Origin of the sequence: Eisenbergiella porci (assembly GCF_009696275.1) — a bacterium.
GTDB classification, from domain to species: Bacteria; Bacillota; Clostridia; order Lachnospirales; family Lachnospiraceae; genus Eisenbergiella; species Eisenbergiella porci.
The window spans coordinates 43,907-58,557 of the sequence record NZ_VUMI01000015.1 but is presented as its reverse complement, the minus strand read 5'-3'; the positions used below and the strand labels follow the sequence as shown (position 1 = coordinate 58,557).

Genomic DNA, 14,651 nt, shown 5'->3' with positions numbered 1-14,651 from the left:
TCAAATACTTTTCCTGTCAGCCGCCGCGCTTTTATATATGACGCTGTTTTATAAATGTATCTCTTTTATAAACGCCTTTGTATTATAAACGTCTCTCTTTTATAAATGTCTCCATAATATCAAGTATCCGATCTGTCCAGAAGACCGCTCCTCCATGGCCGCCGCCCTCAATTTCATAATAGGCCGCATCCTTCCCGGCTCCTTTAAGCAGCGCAAACAGCTCCCGGCTGTGTTCCACAGAAACATGCACGTCATCAATTCCATGAAATAACAGCACCGGCGGCAGTTTGGCAGCTTCGGAAATATATTTCCCGCAGGAAGCCGCTTCCGCCAGCTCCAGGCTTTCCAGGACCTCCTTCACTCCCAGCAGATCCCTGGTAGGCCTGAAACTTTCCGGGAATCCGGGCGGCAGAGGCTCTTTGGCGCATTTCATGATATCCGAAGGCGCTGACTGCGCAATCACACCCTTTATCCGGCAGGGCACCTCCTGGTACATGGGCGTATCAAATATCCCCTGCGCTTCCGTAAAAGCCGTCATCAGGGCAATATGGCCGCCTGAAGAATTCCCTGCAATAAAAATTCGTTCCGTATCTATATTGTAGCCCTCTGCCCTTGCCGCCAGAAACCGGAGCGCCGCCTTCGCGTCCTCCACCTGGGCGGGAAAAGGGGCAATCGTTGACTCCCGAAACTGGAGTATAGCCGTAACTATGCCTCTTTCCGCCAGCCTGGAATAAGCAGGCAGGCTGTTATATACTTCCTGACGGTACCACGCGAAACCGGGTATGAATAAAACCAGCGGAAAGGTTTCTTCCGCCGCCAGCTTCTGTCGATAGGGTATAAAAAGCTGCAGACAGCGTTTGCAGCCGTCGTAATCCGCATATACCTCGTCAGGCACATAAAGCCATTCCAGATCATCATATTCTATCTTCAATTTCTGATACTGCTGATTCGCCATTGCTTTTCCTCTTGGTATTTCAATCAATTTAATATATCCTCGATAAAAGCATGTATTGCCGCTTCAGAAGTGTTGATACAGTATTGCTGTAATGCAGCCATAATAATGCCGACGCACCGATGTACAACTTATCTGGCAGGAGTTTTTAGACAAAGAAAAAACGGAAAGTCTTCTTCAAACCTTCCGTTCAATCATTCAGTGCAGGAAAAGAGACTTGAACTCTCATGGTATTACTACCACACGGACCTGAACCGTGCGCGTCTGCCAATTCCGCCATTCCTGCGCGACAAAATGTATTTTATATGATTTGAGATAAAATGTCAATACATTAAAATAATTTTTTTGCATAAAAATTATTTTAATTTTTTACGGTATTTTTATTCTGAAAATATTACAAAAGGAACTCTGATAATCAACGGCACTTTGCTCCTCCTTGCCCAGCCCGTATAAACTGGCTGTGTGACTGCGAATATGGTGTTTTTTAAAATGCCCGCGGCTACAGTCAGGGCTTTCTTACAAAAATACTCGCTGAATACGGACAGTGTTCGTTTACATCCATTTCTGTTGCTTCAGGGCAGCAAAAAGGATTTCATAAGAGTATGCCCCCAATGTTCAACGCCTGCTTCAAATACTTTCTGATATCTGTTTTCGTATGCATAATAGTATGGTTTGTTGTCCACTTTGCTTAACCTCCATAAACATTATTTCATGCCTGTATTGTTTTCTTGGGCCGAACAGTTTTTCACCAAAATCCCTAAATGTCTTTTTTATTCATAAACCCATACTTTTCCGCTTGTATTGCTACCGTTTTTGCCAGTGCTATAGCTGCTTTGGCAACCACATAATTAAGTTATGAATTTACATGAATAATCTTTTATTGGAATATAAAGCAGCTTTAGCAAATAAATACAACATTGATAAAATGATTTCACATATAGTTGAAAAAGAGGTTTCAACTTTATTATACTTCTTTGCTCCTTATAATCGTAATTAAACTTTGCGATGAAGCCGCATCAATTGCGGGGTGTGGACAATAAAAGATGTATGAAGCCCTGCCGTAAAATACCACTCAAAAAAATGTCTTACAAAAATATTTAAAAAAATGAAAAAAGTGTCTTGACGTATTCTTCTTAAGATGGTAATATATCTCTTGCAGCACGGAACACGTTCTGATGCAGGCATGCGGAAGTGTCGGAACTGGCAGACGAGCAAGACTAAGGATCTTGTGGGCAATGCGCTCGTGTGGGTTCAAGTCCCATCTTCCGCACTATAAAGTTGTCAATGAGAAACTTTGATAAAATCAAAGTTTCTCATTTTTTTATTTAAAAAAACAATTACATTAATCATATTTCGATTTTTATTTGGTTCCCTGTTTCTATGTTCTTATTGCCTGAAAGAGCAATCCGTACTAAATCATCTGTCTCTTCATCGTTTTTAATATTATAAATATAGTGACGCAAGTGGATTGCCCCATCGGCATGTCCCAACATATCTTTAACAATGCTTATATTCACTCCGTTATGAAATAATGTTGATGTATATGTTTTTCTTATCTTATGCATTGTCTTATACATTCTTATATTATTTTACCATGTATCTCGTTCCTGCTAATCTGTCGAATTTTTGTCCACAAAGAATGCACACTTATCATGACTTCTTCAAAATCTAACTCTCCAACATAAGGATTCTTTTTTCTATAGGAATTCCACAAATCTTTTAATTGGATATCTTTACAGACAGCATCCATATAACTATCACCATTTTTTAAAAGTTCATGATATGTACCCCTTTTTTGGGCAGTTCCGGCAAAGGCCAAATTAAGCACTGGGATTTCAATACACGACTTCTTCAGATTTGACAGCAGCCATACGTCGTAATAATCCCGCATACGTGTATTTACCACATTCCGAGACAAAATGGTTTCCAGTTTTTCTGCAAGCACTGTTTCCAGATTATAAGCCAGAACATTAATCTTTCTATCCTCAAACATCAGTTGGAATGGGTATTCAATCTCTGCCGGTGTAATCACATCACCTGTAGTAATATCAATTTTTATTGTCTGCTTCGTTTTATCCAATTGAACCAATCAGCATGCCACCTTTCAGTATAAATTTGTCACGATACGGAGATACTGCAATTCTTTCCAGGAAACGCTCCAGGAAGAAATTACGCAGTATCACTTCAGGCTTTAATCCGTTTTGTACTGCCAGATTTCGGACTTTCGCCTTTAATTGTGTTGATGTTTTCAAATAAGTACCTCCATATAAAATCTCATCTGTTCTCCAACTTTTAACTTTCCTGCATACTCCATCAGATTTTTCAGATTTTTATCTTTTCTCTTTACATAACGTTTCAAAGCATCAGTTACAACCGCAATATCCTGATTTTTCTTATCCTTTACCATATCACAAAGTGTCCGTTCCATATCATAGACTTTTACAGGATTTCCCCACGTTGTTTTTAACTCTGTAATCCCCATGAACAACAGGTCTTTTCTGATGTTATGAACACAGATACTGTCTCTGAATAAAGTATGTGAATGATAACCTGTGGGAACCGTCACACTAAGGACAAAGGGTTCTCTATCTGTCAAATCATGAAGATACAAAGCTGTCTCGTGGGAATAAATAACCTTATCTTTACGTCTCTGTAAAGTATATAATTCATCGTACAGCTCCTCCGAGAATGCATAAATACCATAAGCAACTTTTTCCAACTCACCGCTTTTTACCATATTTGTTAAATATTCTGAATGAATTCCCGCCGCTCTTGCCTGTGCTGCTGTAAAAATACTGTCTGGTGTCAGCGATAATTTTTCCATAATATCTCTTTGTTCCATCCTTCTCTCCCTTATTTGTAACTTATACTAATATATTATCATATTTATGTATAAGTCACAATAAAGGTAGAACTTTAATTTTAGTTATTGATTATCATGTATTTTTCCCTGAAGGCCGATGTCTATTCCTTCCACACATTTTTTCAAATACGTATGTGAGGAATACCTTACTTTAACTGACTCCCGGAGCTGCTTCTTTCCAAAGCCTTTTCCTTTATAATCAATACGTATTCCATTATGTCCATTTTTAACATAGTCCGGGCGTTTTGTCGGATCACAGGAAATAAATCCAACTGTTTTTCGTCAAGACAGGTAACAACACCATATTTATCAGAAATCTCCGGCCAACTTCACTTATCCAGCATAATACGTACTGCAGGGAATTTCTGCTGACTTATTTAAAACAGCTTCTGGAACGTTTATATGGCACAAATAAGTTTTTTGAGGATTCTGCAGTGATTGCCAAAGAAAGTGAACGGATACGGTCCATCCTTTCTGAAACAGAAGAATGTCTAATCTCCATGATGGAAAATTTCTTAAAAAAGCGGTATCCGGATAGACAGGAGGATTTTTATATCAGGGCCAGAATGCTTTACATGATTACCGACAGAGTCTCAAGGGACATACTCTGCGTCGGCACAGCACGGCAAAAGAAGGATTATATGGAGTTGCTTGCGGACGAAATTATGCATTATACTTTTGAGCTATAGGTATCCGGGCAGAGCCCGCAGTAATTTTGCTGCAGGACTCATACATCGTTTTTATCCACTGTTTTGCGGTCGCCGGGACACCAATCAGACACAGAAAAAAATACAAAGAGACAGCCTTATAAGTCATAGACCACAAGCACTGTCTCTTTTTTCTCCTGAACAATAACTTTTTTAAAGGCCTGGCCAGGAAAACACAGCACCTGGCTATGGCTATAGTTAATCTCAGTATTAACCTTTTTATAAGGTCCAATAATTAATACATAAAAATAGGATACTGACCATATCATTTTTTTGTTTCAGCTTGTTTATGTTTTTTCATTAGATATACACAACTTATTTCTAGCGAAAGCAGATATAATAAAGAGGTATAATTTACAGACAGTTTATATTATTTGAAATTTCTTGATACATTTCTTTGCTAATAAAGAACAAAGGATCACCGTTCTCATCATAACAATCTTTAATCATACCTATTTTTTCCATCACCCGATATGATGCTATGTTATTCTTATCGCAACCTCCATTGACAAAGGGCACCTGTGCTACATCAAAAGCGTACGATAAGAGTTTTTCAGCACATTGTGTAGCATATCCCTTATTTCTGAAAGCTTTATCAATCGAGTAAAAAATGTGCAGCTTGCCTACAGTTTCTCCATCCAGACCACACCAACCTATAAAAGTATAATTTTCTCACCCCCGCTCTAACTTCACACTACTTTGTATCTTTAAATTTTAACTATATTTGTATTCCCAACGCTGCGACAACTTGTTCATTAATAGTCCCATCGATTATAAGCCCATAAGCCGTTTGGAAATTAATTAATGCCTGCTGTGTTTCATTATCGAATATGCCATCTATTGCGCCTGTATAAAAACCCAGCTCATTTAATTTTGCCTGCGTTTGGGAAACCAATTTATAAAGCAGATCATCTTGGCTGGTATTTTCCTGTTGCAGTGCTGCTGGCGGTGTTTCCGTCGTTTGCTGCTGTAATGTTGCTTGCGCTTGCTCCTGTGCAACCACCTGATTTAAAAATACCTCATATGCTCTCAGTACTATCAATCCATCGGAAATATCGGATTTTGCCTGGGTATTGAGCGGTAATAAATCTGTTTTTTCTTCAGAAGTCATTAAAGAAAGCATATATGCGTCGGCAGCATTTGGATCAGCAGCTATAAATTGATTTATAATAGCCAGCACATCATTCCTGAAATATCCACTTTTCTTTTTATTGCTGAAATCATCTGTGACACTTTTGTATTTTGCCCTAAGTGCGGCATCAGAATCCTGGACAGCCGTCTTCTGAATGTTCTTGCTTGATGAGGATGTCGCTGCAGAAGCGCCGGAATATGGACATACACCATTAGGACGTAAATGGGCAGGGTGCCCGCCACAATGATAATGGTAAGAGCCAAGTCCACTGATTTTCGTATTTTTTCGTCAGATTATGCGTTTCAATAATGTAATCATTCATATAGCTTGCGCCTCCTTTTTGGTTTCGCAATCAGCATAGCACACCAACTTTGAGATAACTTTAAGCCAACCTTGAGTTTACTTTGAGATTTCTATGCCAGAATAGGCAATCAGCCTATCTTACGGTATAATTAGAGCAGTAAAGAAAAGGTGGCGCTTTATGAATGACAGAATGATTCTTATAGCGGACGATGAAGCCGAGCTATTGGAAATGGTGAAGTCCATTTTTGAGAGGGCAGGATTTACACAGGTGTTGACGGCAGTCTCTGGTGAAGCTGCATTAAAAATATGCAAAGAAAAACAACCGGATATGGTGATTCTTGATGTTATGATGCCGAGGATGGACGGTTTTACCACATTGAGGGAAATACGAAAGGTAAGCAAAGTCCCTGTCCTTATGCTAACCGCCCACGGTGAAGCAGAGGACAAATTTACAGGCTTTGAAAATGGTGCTGACGATTATCTCCTTAAACCATTCTTGCCTAAAGAATTGCTGCTTCGTGTGCAGGCCGTATTAAATCGGGTTTATCCTGAGAAAGAACGTAAGGTGTTCTTTGACACTGCCGTTGTTGATCTGGAAAAAGCAATAGTTCAGCGTAATGAGGAAGTTATTACATTGACTGCCAAAGAGTTTCAGCTTTTTGAAAAGTTGTATGAAAACGCAGGCCGGATAGTTACTGCCGGCGCATTATGTCAGGCCATTTGCGGCGACTTCTGGCAGGGATATGAAAGTACATTGGCAACTCACATCCGGCATTTGAGAGAAAAGATTGAAGAAAATCCCTCAAAGCCAGTTGCCCTTGTGACGATCAAAGGAATCGGGTATCGTCTGAATATAAAGGGGGTACAGACTTGAACGTATCAGAACGGTTTTTCCGACGCTATGTCTTTTCTGCGATTGGTATTGTGGTCTTTTTTCTGGTTGTTAATATTCTTTTAGTAGGTTCGTATCTGGCAGTTGCTTATTTGGAGAATGTAGCAGACTCAAATTTTCCTATTGAAAATCTTTCAAATCATATTGTGTTGGAAGATGGGCAATTTGTGGGAGATGGACAGGTAACAGAAATGCTAAATAAGGCAAATGCCTGGGCTATGATTTTAGACGGGGATGGCATGGTCGTTTGGGAGGAAAAACTGCCGGAAGAACTGCCGCGTCATTATTCATCTATGGACGTCGCCATGTTCAGTCGTTGGTATCTAAACGATTATCCGGTCAACATTTGGAACAGACAGGATAGCCTTTTGGTAGTTGGTTTTCCACAGGAAGACATAGTGAATTACTACATTTCAATCAAAACTCAGTATGTTGGGCCGATAGCGTTTGGACTATTGGCCGCTATCAGTATTAACTTTTTTTAATGCTGTATCTTTTTATCCGGAATGCTCATCGGGTGGAAAAAGCTATGGTGCCGATTTTGAACGACATACGGCATCTCTCCGCCGGAAATCCTGTCTGCCTGGAAGAAAGCGGGGAGTTGGCAGAAATCAGCGCCAGTTTGAATAAAGCCGGGGATTACCTGCTGAAAAAGGACAACACACGTGCAGAGTGGATTCGGGGGATTTCCCATGATATACGAACACCTCTTTCCATTGTTTTAGGATATGCAAGTGAAATTGAGGACACGGTATCTTTACCGGAAGCTACCAGAAAGCAGGCAGGGATTATCCGAAGGTACAGTGAGAAATTAAAAAACCTGGTAGCAGATTTGAATTTGACAACAAAACTGGAATACTCCATACAGCCCCTGCAGAAACAAAAGATTGATCCGGTAGAGTTAGCCCGTCAGGTTGTGAGTGAAATATTGAATGACGGAATATCAGAACTTTATGAATTGGAGTTGTCGGAAGATAATCCCGGTAAAAACCTCTCGATTGTCGGGGATCAGGCTTTACTTAGTCGGATGCTGAATAATCTGATACGAAACTGTATCGTTCATAATCCTGATGGATGCACAATACAGGTGTCAGTGGGAAGTTGTGATGCAATGTGTACATTTTCTGTGGCAGACAATGGATATGGGATAAGTGAGCCGCAATTAAACGCATTGAACAGCGGCAAAGATATTTCCAGTACGCAAAAACAGACGGGAGAAACAGAACATGGGCTGGGGCTTAAAATCGTGATGCAAATTGTGAAAGCACATCAGGGAATAATCCAATTTGCAGATACAATTCCACATGGATTAAGTATTCATATTTCTTTGCCTATGAAGTTATAACATAATCATATTGTCTATGCATTTAGGCCAGCGAAAAGCATGCTATTTCAGTTTTTCCACATGGCTGTCAAGCGGATGGGCCGGATACCAAATGTCCCACAGGACAGACTTCTGAATGCACAGAAAAACCACCAGTAGAAAGAACCGAGCGTGGGGTCCAGCTGGCCGCCGCGTTCGGTTCTTCTCTATAGCACTTTATTTCCCTGCTCTTTTAAGTCTTACGGTCTTCACCTCAAAGGCCCTGAAATCCATCAGCATGTCGCCGTTTTCCATCACAGCCTCTTCCTGCACATTTTCCAGCATATCGCACAGGTAAGCGCGGCAGCCTTCCAGTTCTACATGAACTCTTGCCGTAACCGCCGCTTTCTTGGATTCATAAAGTCTGAGGATAATATCGCCGCTTCCGTCCTCCGCAGGCTTCATGGTATCCAGAATAATGTTTTCCTTATCGATGGATGCCAGGCTGAAGCTCTCGCAGGCTCCGGGCATGGTCAGCGCGGGGACATTCAGCTCATAACCCTGGCGCACCACATCGCAGTCCGTAAAGGAGCCTTCCCAGGCGGTAAATGCATAGGTAAACTGATGTACTCTGTTGTCCGCGCGCATTTCCGGCGCGGAAGGCGCACGCAGCAGCGTCAGCTCCAGGCTGTTTCCGTTCATGCTGATACCATACTTGCAGTCGTTCAGGACTGCCGCCCCGTGGGAGCCGTCACATAGCGCGCTGTAGCGGTGGTTGCAGACTTCAAAGCGATCCTTGTCATAGGCTTTGGAACGGTGGGCAGGTCTTTCCACGTAACCAAACTGCATTTCATTGATGCCGTTTTCCGCATATACCTGTACGGGGAATGCGGTTTTCCACAGACGGTGAAGCTCCTTCCAGTCCACCTCGGTATCGAATACCAGCCTTCTGCTATTCGCAGCCAGGCGGATATACTGTGTATAAGAGGATTCGCTGATACGGCCGGTCACCTTCAGGATGGCTTCCAGGCCCTGGGACTGGATTTCCACCTTCACGTCCACAGCGGCTTCCACTTCCTGTTCACGGTAGTTGGAATCAATATCCCAGGCGTCAAAAAGGCGGGGGACATCCTTATACAGGTGGAAACGGTTCATGGGTTCTGCCGCAAACTCCCTGCCGGATTCCTTAAGGATAAAGGAGATCACCTCGCCGCGGCTGTTTACGCAGGCCCTGATTTGCGTATTTTCCATCAGGAAGCCGTCTTCTGTTTCTGTAACGGACGCCGCAGGGTTCTCTTCTGTTACAGCCGCTATGTATTCCGGTTCCGCAGGCTGCGTGGCTGGAATCAGGGCAACAGCGCCGCAGGAAGGAAGTTCAACCAGAGCCTTTACCGTTCCGTCCATCACCTGGACAGGCACCTTACGGCCGTCTGCCGTTTCTGCACCCGTTGCAAAGGCCTCCGGAAGCGTTACCAGCGCTTTCCTGCCGAAGCTCAGGGAGTTGAATACCGTAACCGCGTCTTCGCTGCCGTTAAGAACTGCCTTCGCTGCATTTTGGGTAATGTCCGCAGCGCCCTTAAGGATCTCTGTAAAGGCCTCTTCCGCCTCCACATAAACCCTCGCGATGGAGGAGCCGGGAAGGATGTCGTGGAACTGATGCAGGAGCAGCTGTTTCCACAGCGTATCCGCTTTCTCAAGGGGATATTCCCAGCCCCTGGATGCCGCCAGGCAGCTCCACATTTCCATTTCACGCAATGCAAGCTCGCATCTTCTGTTGTTCTTCTTTACCATGGCCTGGGAGGTATAGGTTCCGCGGTGGGCGCTGAAATAAAGCTCTCCCACATAGGTGTTGGCGGGGCCTCCCTGCTCCTGCATTTCCTCAAAGAATTCCCTGGGGCCTTCCATTTTCACCTTCACGCCGCCCTCCAGGTCCTTCTGGCGCAGTGCATATTCCACGTAATCCCTGGACGGGCCGCCGCCTCCGTCCCCGTAGCCGAAGGGCAGGAGGAATGCATCCAGATCCTGGATCTGCGTCCTGTTTTTCCATACCTGGTTGATTTCTTTCGGGTCCGTGCGGTAGGTGTAGCTGGTGGGCAGGAAGGAATCCACGCGGGAGCCGTCCATGCCTTCCCATGTAAAATAGTGATAAGGGAACTGATCCCCTTCATTATAGGACCAGAAAATCTTCTGGGTAACCAGGTATTTTACGCCGCAGCCGCGCAGAATCTGAGGAAGGGCCGCCGTGTAGCCAAAGGTATCCGGCAGCCAGAGGACCTGGCTGTCCACACCCAGTTCTTCCTTATAATAACGTTTTCCATGAATCAGCTGTCTGACCAGAGACTCGCCGCTGGTCATGTTGGTATCCGGCTCCACCCACATGGCGCCGTCCGCAATCCACTGTCCTGCGCGGATCGCTTCCTTAATCCGTTCAAACAGCTCCGGATAATATTTTCTGCACATTTCATAGGAGGCCGGCTGGCTCTGGATGAATTTATATTCCGGATATTCCTCCAGAAGACGGAGCTGTGCCGCAAAGGTACGCTCGGTTTTCCTGTGGGTTTCCGCCATGGGCCACAGCCATGCCAGATCCAGATGGGCGTTTCCCACCGCGTAAAAAACAGGCATGGTCGAACCGTTAACAGCTTCCATCGCCGGTTTCAGCGCTTCTCTGGCAGCCCGGTAGCTTTCCGTTCTTTTTTCCTTGTCCTGTTCAAAATCCACAATCAGGGTGAACTGCTCCAGCGCCTTTGCGATTTTTGCCGCACGCAGGGAGGTCTCATCCAGAGTTTCCAGCAGCTTGACAAGTGTATCCACGTCCATGTACAGCTGGTAGGCATCCTCATCCCAGATGCCGTAGGTGCATACTCCCAGCGTCCTTCTTGCCCCTTCCGTCAATGGATCCGTAAAGGAACCAGGAAGCACGGGGCCGGTTGCGCAGCCTCCGTCAGGGCATTCGGGATAATAATGCCCCGCATAGGTCTCCATGAGCACCTCGTAGCTCTCTCCGGCTTTTCCCGACCGTGTCAGTGTATTGTCTTCCATGTAATGATGGGGTTCGGATACCCAGTCAGCCCTGTAGGCGCCGAAGGAACGTCCATTGACGAACAGGGTGGATTCTCCGCCCGGCTTCAGATTCATTACAATCCTTTTCCCCTCCGCCCGGCCAGGAAGCTCTATCCGGCTTCTGAACCAGCAGTATTCATAAGTATTCCCCCATGTGAATCCCGGCTGTACCTGCTCAAACGCAAGCCCCAGCGCCTGCTCAGGACTGATGTGCTCCATCGTCCTGTGACCTTCCCACCGGAACTCTCCCAGCGGTTCGTAAAAATCGTCCTTCAGCGTCCTTATCCAATGCCGGATCCGGCCGCTCCATTCAGAATGCATGACCTTCATTTTTAAGCTCCTTTGCTTTCTCTGATAATTTTCCAGCTGCCGTCCTTTCATGACAGACAGCATTACCCCTCTCCCCTTTTCAGTGAAATAATCGGCAGGGTATGCTTTTGTTATATCAGGTTAAAGAGCTTATGACAATCTATAAAATTTTATTTTTTCTATAAAAATATAAGAATTATGTATTGACATTTTATCTCAGATCATATAAAATATATTTTGTCGCGCAGGAATGGCGGAATTGGCAGACGCGCACGGTTCAGGTCCGTGTGGTAGCAATACCATGAGAGTTCAAGTCTCTTTTCCTGCACTGCTTAAAAGCCGGAACGGTTATTCGTTCCGGTTTTTTTATTGCTTTTTAAAAGCCCGGCAGGCGGCGCACTTACTGTGCCGGCCTTCCGGACCTTTTGCTCATTTTTGCAATGCATCATTGCAGGTAATCCGCAGCAGTTTCCTCCTGCGCGGCGGGTTCCCGAATGGCTTCCGGCGCATCCCCGGTAACCGTAAGCAGAATTGCCTGCCCCAGATACCCCGGCGGCGCCGTATACTGGACAATTCCGCTGTTTTCCGCCACCACATCCGTCTCCCTCATATGGATATGTCCGGCCAGGACAGCCTTTACCGGGCTTGTGTCTCCCAGTACAAGCTTCATATATTCCAGGGATGCTTCATTCGGGTAAATGCCTCCCGCCGCCCCCATTCCCAGCGAAACTGGATTCTTCCATACCTGGGCAGCCTCCCTCACCAGCTTCTCCGCGGCAAAAGGCACATGCTGGAGGATAATCACCGGCTTGCCCTTCTCCGACGCTTTTCTGACCGTCTCCAGCGCCGCGGGATCAATCTGGTTGCTGCTGTCATCCACTCCTAAAATTACAAGCTCCTCATTTTCCAGCACCTGCGCCGCAGGCGTGCCCCGCATAAAGGGGGCCAGGGCCGTCAGATATTCGTTTTTGCCTTTTTCCGTCATATATTCCCAGGGATAGGTCCAGTCATGGTTGCCCGGCACATAGAGCACGGGCATTTCCAGTTTCCCCAGGTTTTCTTCCAAAAAGTCCAGATTGGACTGAGACGGGAAATCAATGATGTCCCCGCCGAGCAGCACGCCGTCCACCTTCTGTTCATTGGCATATGCCATCCAGGCCGGAAAGGTTTCTTCAGGCTTTCTTCCCTGTGCATCCAGAAACAGCGTATCTCTTCTGGGAAGCGCATTTTCCAGCTGCTGCTGTGTCTCTTCCCCGTTCAGCGTAATGATATGGGTATCCGAAAGGAACAGATACCGGTAGGCGCCTTTCAGTCCGGGGACAATGATGGTCTGTTCCTCCACCTGCAGGGCGGCGGATTTTACTGAATCCTGCCTGTCTCCCTCCGGGCAGGAACCGTTTCCGGCTTCTTCCCTGTCCGTATCCTGCACATTTTCAGCTGCCGTCTCCCTGTTCCCGGCGTTTTCCTCATCCCCGGGCGCTTCCTCCGCAGGCTTTTCTTCCTTATCCGGCAGCAGCTTGTCTTCATTTCTTTCCTTTGCCGCCGGTTCCGCGGGAATCTCCTGCCTGGTTGAAATAATTTCCTCTCCGCCGATATCCTTCAGCTCCGGCTTTCTGTTCCCTGCTTTTTCAGGAGCAGACGTTACCTCTGCGTCAGACTGATTCTTCTTATTCCCCCGATCCGTCATTTCCGGCGCCGCCGCATTATTCCCACAGCCCGCCGTCAGCACCGCCAGCAAAACTGCCAGCAGTACCGCTGCCTGAGGCATTCCTCTCCTGAATTTTGATTTCATAAATCTTATCACTTTTTTTCTCCCCGGACGCTTCCTGCCGCCCTTTCTGCCTGACAGCTCATTCTTCCTTCTCCCAGTCCGTGCCTGAAATTGCCTCAGCCCGTTTCTCCTTATTCAGCCCGCGTCCCGTGTGGGCAACATTGCTTTTGAGAAAACTGGCCCTCATGACGGAATCCTCCCCGAATTTGGCGCGGATGCTGTCAATGGCGCGGTCACATTTTTCCAGCTTGTCGTATTTTTCCATATCGAACAGATTATACTGACGGTATTCCTCATGGGAAACCCGGGAGGTGGATACACCAATCAGCCGCAGCGGCCTTCCATCCCACAGCTCGTCATAAAGACGGCAGGCCGCCTCATAGATTTCCTCTGTCACATCCGTTGCGCTGCTCAGCTGCATCTGCCTGTTTCTGTTTTCAAAATTTGACGTACGAAGCGTGATGCTCACACAGCTTATTTTCACATGATCCGCCCGAAGGCGCATGCCCACGGTTTCACACAGGGATAAAAGGATCTGTCTGGCGTACTTCACATCCGTAACATTTACAGGCGTGGTCATACTGTTTCCGTAGGCCTTATTGCCTTCCTTTGCTTCCAGTGTGTCCTCTTCCTCACGTCCCCATGCATAATTCCAGATAACCTCGCCATGCTTTTTCATGTGGGCCTTCAGAGCGTCCACATCCGAACGGGCCAGATCTCCTATCGTATAAATTCCCAGGCTGTGCAGCCGGTCCGCAGCTGCTTTTCCCACCAGAAACAGCCTTTCCACCGGGAGCGGCCACATTTTTTCTTCAATTTCCTCCGGGAACAGGGTATGTACCAAATCCGGTTTTTTGAAATCCCCGGCCATTTTGGCCAAAAGGCGGTTGCTGGACACACCGATGTTTACGGTGAAGCCCAGTTCCTCCCGGATCTGATCCTTCAGCTTCCAGGCAAATTCCACCGGATCCCCATAAAGCATCTCATAGCCGGTAAAATCCGCCCAGGCTTCATCAATGCTATACTGGACCACATGGTCGGAATAGCTTTTCAGCAGCGATATCAGAGCCTTCGAATTTTCCACATACAGATGGAAATCCGGAGGGATAATGATCAGATTCGGGCATTTCTTCCGGGCTGCCACTATCGGCTCCCCTGTCTGAATCCCATATTTCTTGGCCGGCGTGCTCTTGGCAAGCACAATACCATGGCGAGCCTCCTGATCGCCGCCCACAATGGACGGCACCGTCCTCAGGTCAGGCTCCTCTCCCAGCACATGACGCCGGTATGCCGCGCTCCAGCTTAAAAAGGCGCTGTTAACATCTATATGGAAAATGATCGGTCGTGCACTCATAT

Annotated in this window: 14 protein-coding genes, 3 tRNA genes and 1 pseudogene; 6 read left to right on the top strand and 12 right to left on the bottom strand. The window is 45.9% G+C overall.

Features of this window, described 5'->3' with window-relative positions:
• Window positions 1-82 precede the first annotated feature (82 nt).
• Window positions 83-955 carry an alpha/beta hydrolase gene (locus FYJ45_RS11065; protein WP_154464623.1) on the bottom strand — a complete coding sequence of 291 codons (873 nt, stop codon included), beginning with the start codon at window positions 953-955 and terminating at the stop codon, window positions 83-85.
• Between the two features lie 199 nt (window positions 956-1,154).
• Window positions 1,155-1,238 (bottom strand) — tRNA-Leu (locus tag FYJ45_RS11060).
• Window positions 1,239-2,137: 899 nt separating this feature from the next.
• Between FYJ45_RS11060 and FYJ45_RS11055 the strand changes: the two genes are divergently transcribed.
• Window positions 2,138-2,222 (top strand) — tRNA-Leu (locus tag FYJ45_RS11055).
• A 76-nt stretch (window positions 2,223-2,298) separates the two neighbouring features.
• Here FYJ45_RS11055 and FYJ45_RS11050 read toward each other — a convergent pair.
• The 4 genes from FYJ45_RS11050 to FYJ45_RS11040 are packed head-to-tail and all read right to left on the bottom strand — an operon-like array spanning window position 2,299 to window position 3,794.
• Window positions 2,299-2,517 (bottom strand): site-specific integrase, encoded by a 219-nt coding sequence (locus FYJ45_RS11050; RefSeq protein ID WP_207708416.1) that lies wholly within the window; start codon window positions 2,515-2,517, stop codon window positions 2,299-2,301.
• A gap of 14 nt (window positions 2,518-2,531) precedes the next feature.
• Window positions 2,532-3,041, bottom strand: a complete 510-nt coding sequence (locus FYJ45_RS11045; protein ID WP_235930758.1) for a nucleotidyl transferase AbiEii/AbiGii toxin family protein — start codon at window positions 3,039-3,041, stop codon at window positions 2,532-2,534.
• On the bottom strand, window positions 3,025-3,204 hold the full coding sequence (locus FYJ45_RS30615; protein WP_235930757.1) for a nucleotidyl transferase AbiEii/AbiGii toxin family protein: 180 nt from the start codon (window positions 3,202-3,204) through the stop codon (window positions 3,025-3,027). The genes FYJ45_RS11045 and FYJ45_RS30615 overlap by 17 nt, the downstream gene beginning before the upstream one ends.
• Entirely contained in the window at window positions 3,201-3,794 is a 594-nt protein-coding gene (locus FYJ45_RS11040) for a type IV toxin-antitoxin system AbiEi family antitoxin domain-containing protein (RefSeq protein ID WP_154464621.1), read from the bottom strand. Before FYJ45_RS11040 ends, FYJ45_RS30615 begins: the two co-directional genes overlap by 4 nt.
• A 455-nt stretch (window positions 3,795-4,249) precedes the next feature.
• Here FYJ45_RS11040 and FYJ45_RS11035 point away from each other — a divergent pair, with 455 nt between their 5' ends.
• Complete coding sequence (locus tag FYJ45_RS11035) at window positions 4,250-4,504, top strand: hypothetical protein (RefSeq protein ID WP_154464620.1); 255 nt, start codon at window positions 4,250-4,252, stop codon at window positions 4,502-4,504.
• 372 nt (window positions 4,505-4,876) lie between these two features.
• Here FYJ45_RS11035 and FYJ45_RS33135 read toward each other — a convergent pair whose 3' ends face one another.
• The 3 genes and pseudogenes from FYJ45_RS33135 to FYJ45_RS33130 all read right to left on the bottom strand — a co-directional run.
• Entirely contained in the window at window positions 4,877-5,179 is a 303-nt protein-coding gene (locus FYJ45_RS33135) for a GNAT family N-acetyltransferase (RefSeq protein ID WP_408609492.1), read from the bottom strand.
• A gap of 61 nt (window positions 5,180-5,240) precedes the next feature.
• On the bottom strand, window positions 5,241-5,702 hold the full coding sequence (locus FYJ45_RS11025; RefSeq protein WP_154464619.1) for a peptidoglycan-binding domain-containing protein: 462 nt from the start codon (window positions 5,700-5,702) through the stop codon (window positions 5,241-5,243).
• A 140-nt stretch (window positions 5,703-5,842) separates the two neighbouring features.
• Window positions 5,843-5,942: pseudogene (locus FYJ45_RS33130) on the bottom strand (YHYH domain-containing protein); the annotation flags it as partial.
• A 193-nt stretch (window positions 5,943-6,135) separates the two neighbouring features.
• On the opposite strand from FYJ45_RS33130, the gene FYJ45_RS11020 reads away from it, so the two are divergent.
• From FYJ45_RS11020 to FYJ45_RS30605, 3 genes are read left to right on the top strand one after another with little or no spacing between them, the layout of a single operon-like run.
• A complete protein-coding gene (locus FYJ45_RS11020) occupies window positions 6,136-6,831 on the top strand; it encodes a response regulator transcription factor (RefSeq protein ID WP_154464618.1) in 696 nt (231 codons plus the stop codon).
• Window positions 6,828-7,334, top strand: a complete 507-nt coding sequence (locus FYJ45_RS30610) for a hypothetical protein (RefSeq protein WP_235930756.1) — start codon at window positions 6,828-6,830, stop codon at window positions 7,332-7,334. Before FYJ45_RS11020 ends, FYJ45_RS30610 begins: the two co-directional genes overlap by 4 nt.
• 32 nt (window positions 7,335-7,366) lie before the next feature.
• Window positions 7,367-8,194 (top strand): sensor histidine kinase, encoded by an 828-nt coding sequence (locus FYJ45_RS30605; RefSeq protein ID WP_276891921.1) that lies wholly within the window; start codon window positions 7,367-7,369, stop codon window positions 8,192-8,194.
• Window positions 8,195-8,389: 195 nt separating this feature from the next.
• Here the strand turns inward: FYJ45_RS30605 and FYJ45_RS11010 are convergent, their stop codons facing one another.
• A complete protein-coding gene (locus tag FYJ45_RS11010; RefSeq protein WP_154464617.1) occupies window positions 8,390-11,545 on the bottom strand; it encodes an alpha-mannosidase in 3,156 nt (1,051 codons plus the stop codon).
• Window positions 11,546-11,768: 223 nt separating this feature from the next.
• Here FYJ45_RS11010 and FYJ45_RS11005 point away from each other — a divergent pair.
• A tRNA-Leu gene (locus FYJ45_RS11005) sits at window positions 11,769-11,852 on the top strand.
• 117 nt (window positions 11,853-11,969) lie between these two features.
• Here the strand turns inward: FYJ45_RS11005 and FYJ45_RS11000 are convergent.
• Both FYJ45_RS11000 and FYJ45_RS10995 read right to left on the bottom strand, forming a co-directional pair.
• A complete protein-coding gene (locus tag FYJ45_RS11000; protein WP_154464616.1) occupies window positions 11,970-13,328 on the bottom strand; it encodes a metallophosphoesterase family protein in 1,359 nt (452 codons plus the stop codon).
• Window positions 13,329-13,374: 46 nt separating this feature from the next.
• Window positions 13,375-14,649, bottom strand: coding sequence for a DNA polymerase Y family protein (locus FYJ45_RS10995; protein ID WP_117544695.1), 1,275 nt, complete (start codon window positions 14,647-14,649; stop codon window positions 13,375-13,377).
• Window positions 14,650-14,651: the final 2 nt, after the last annotated feature.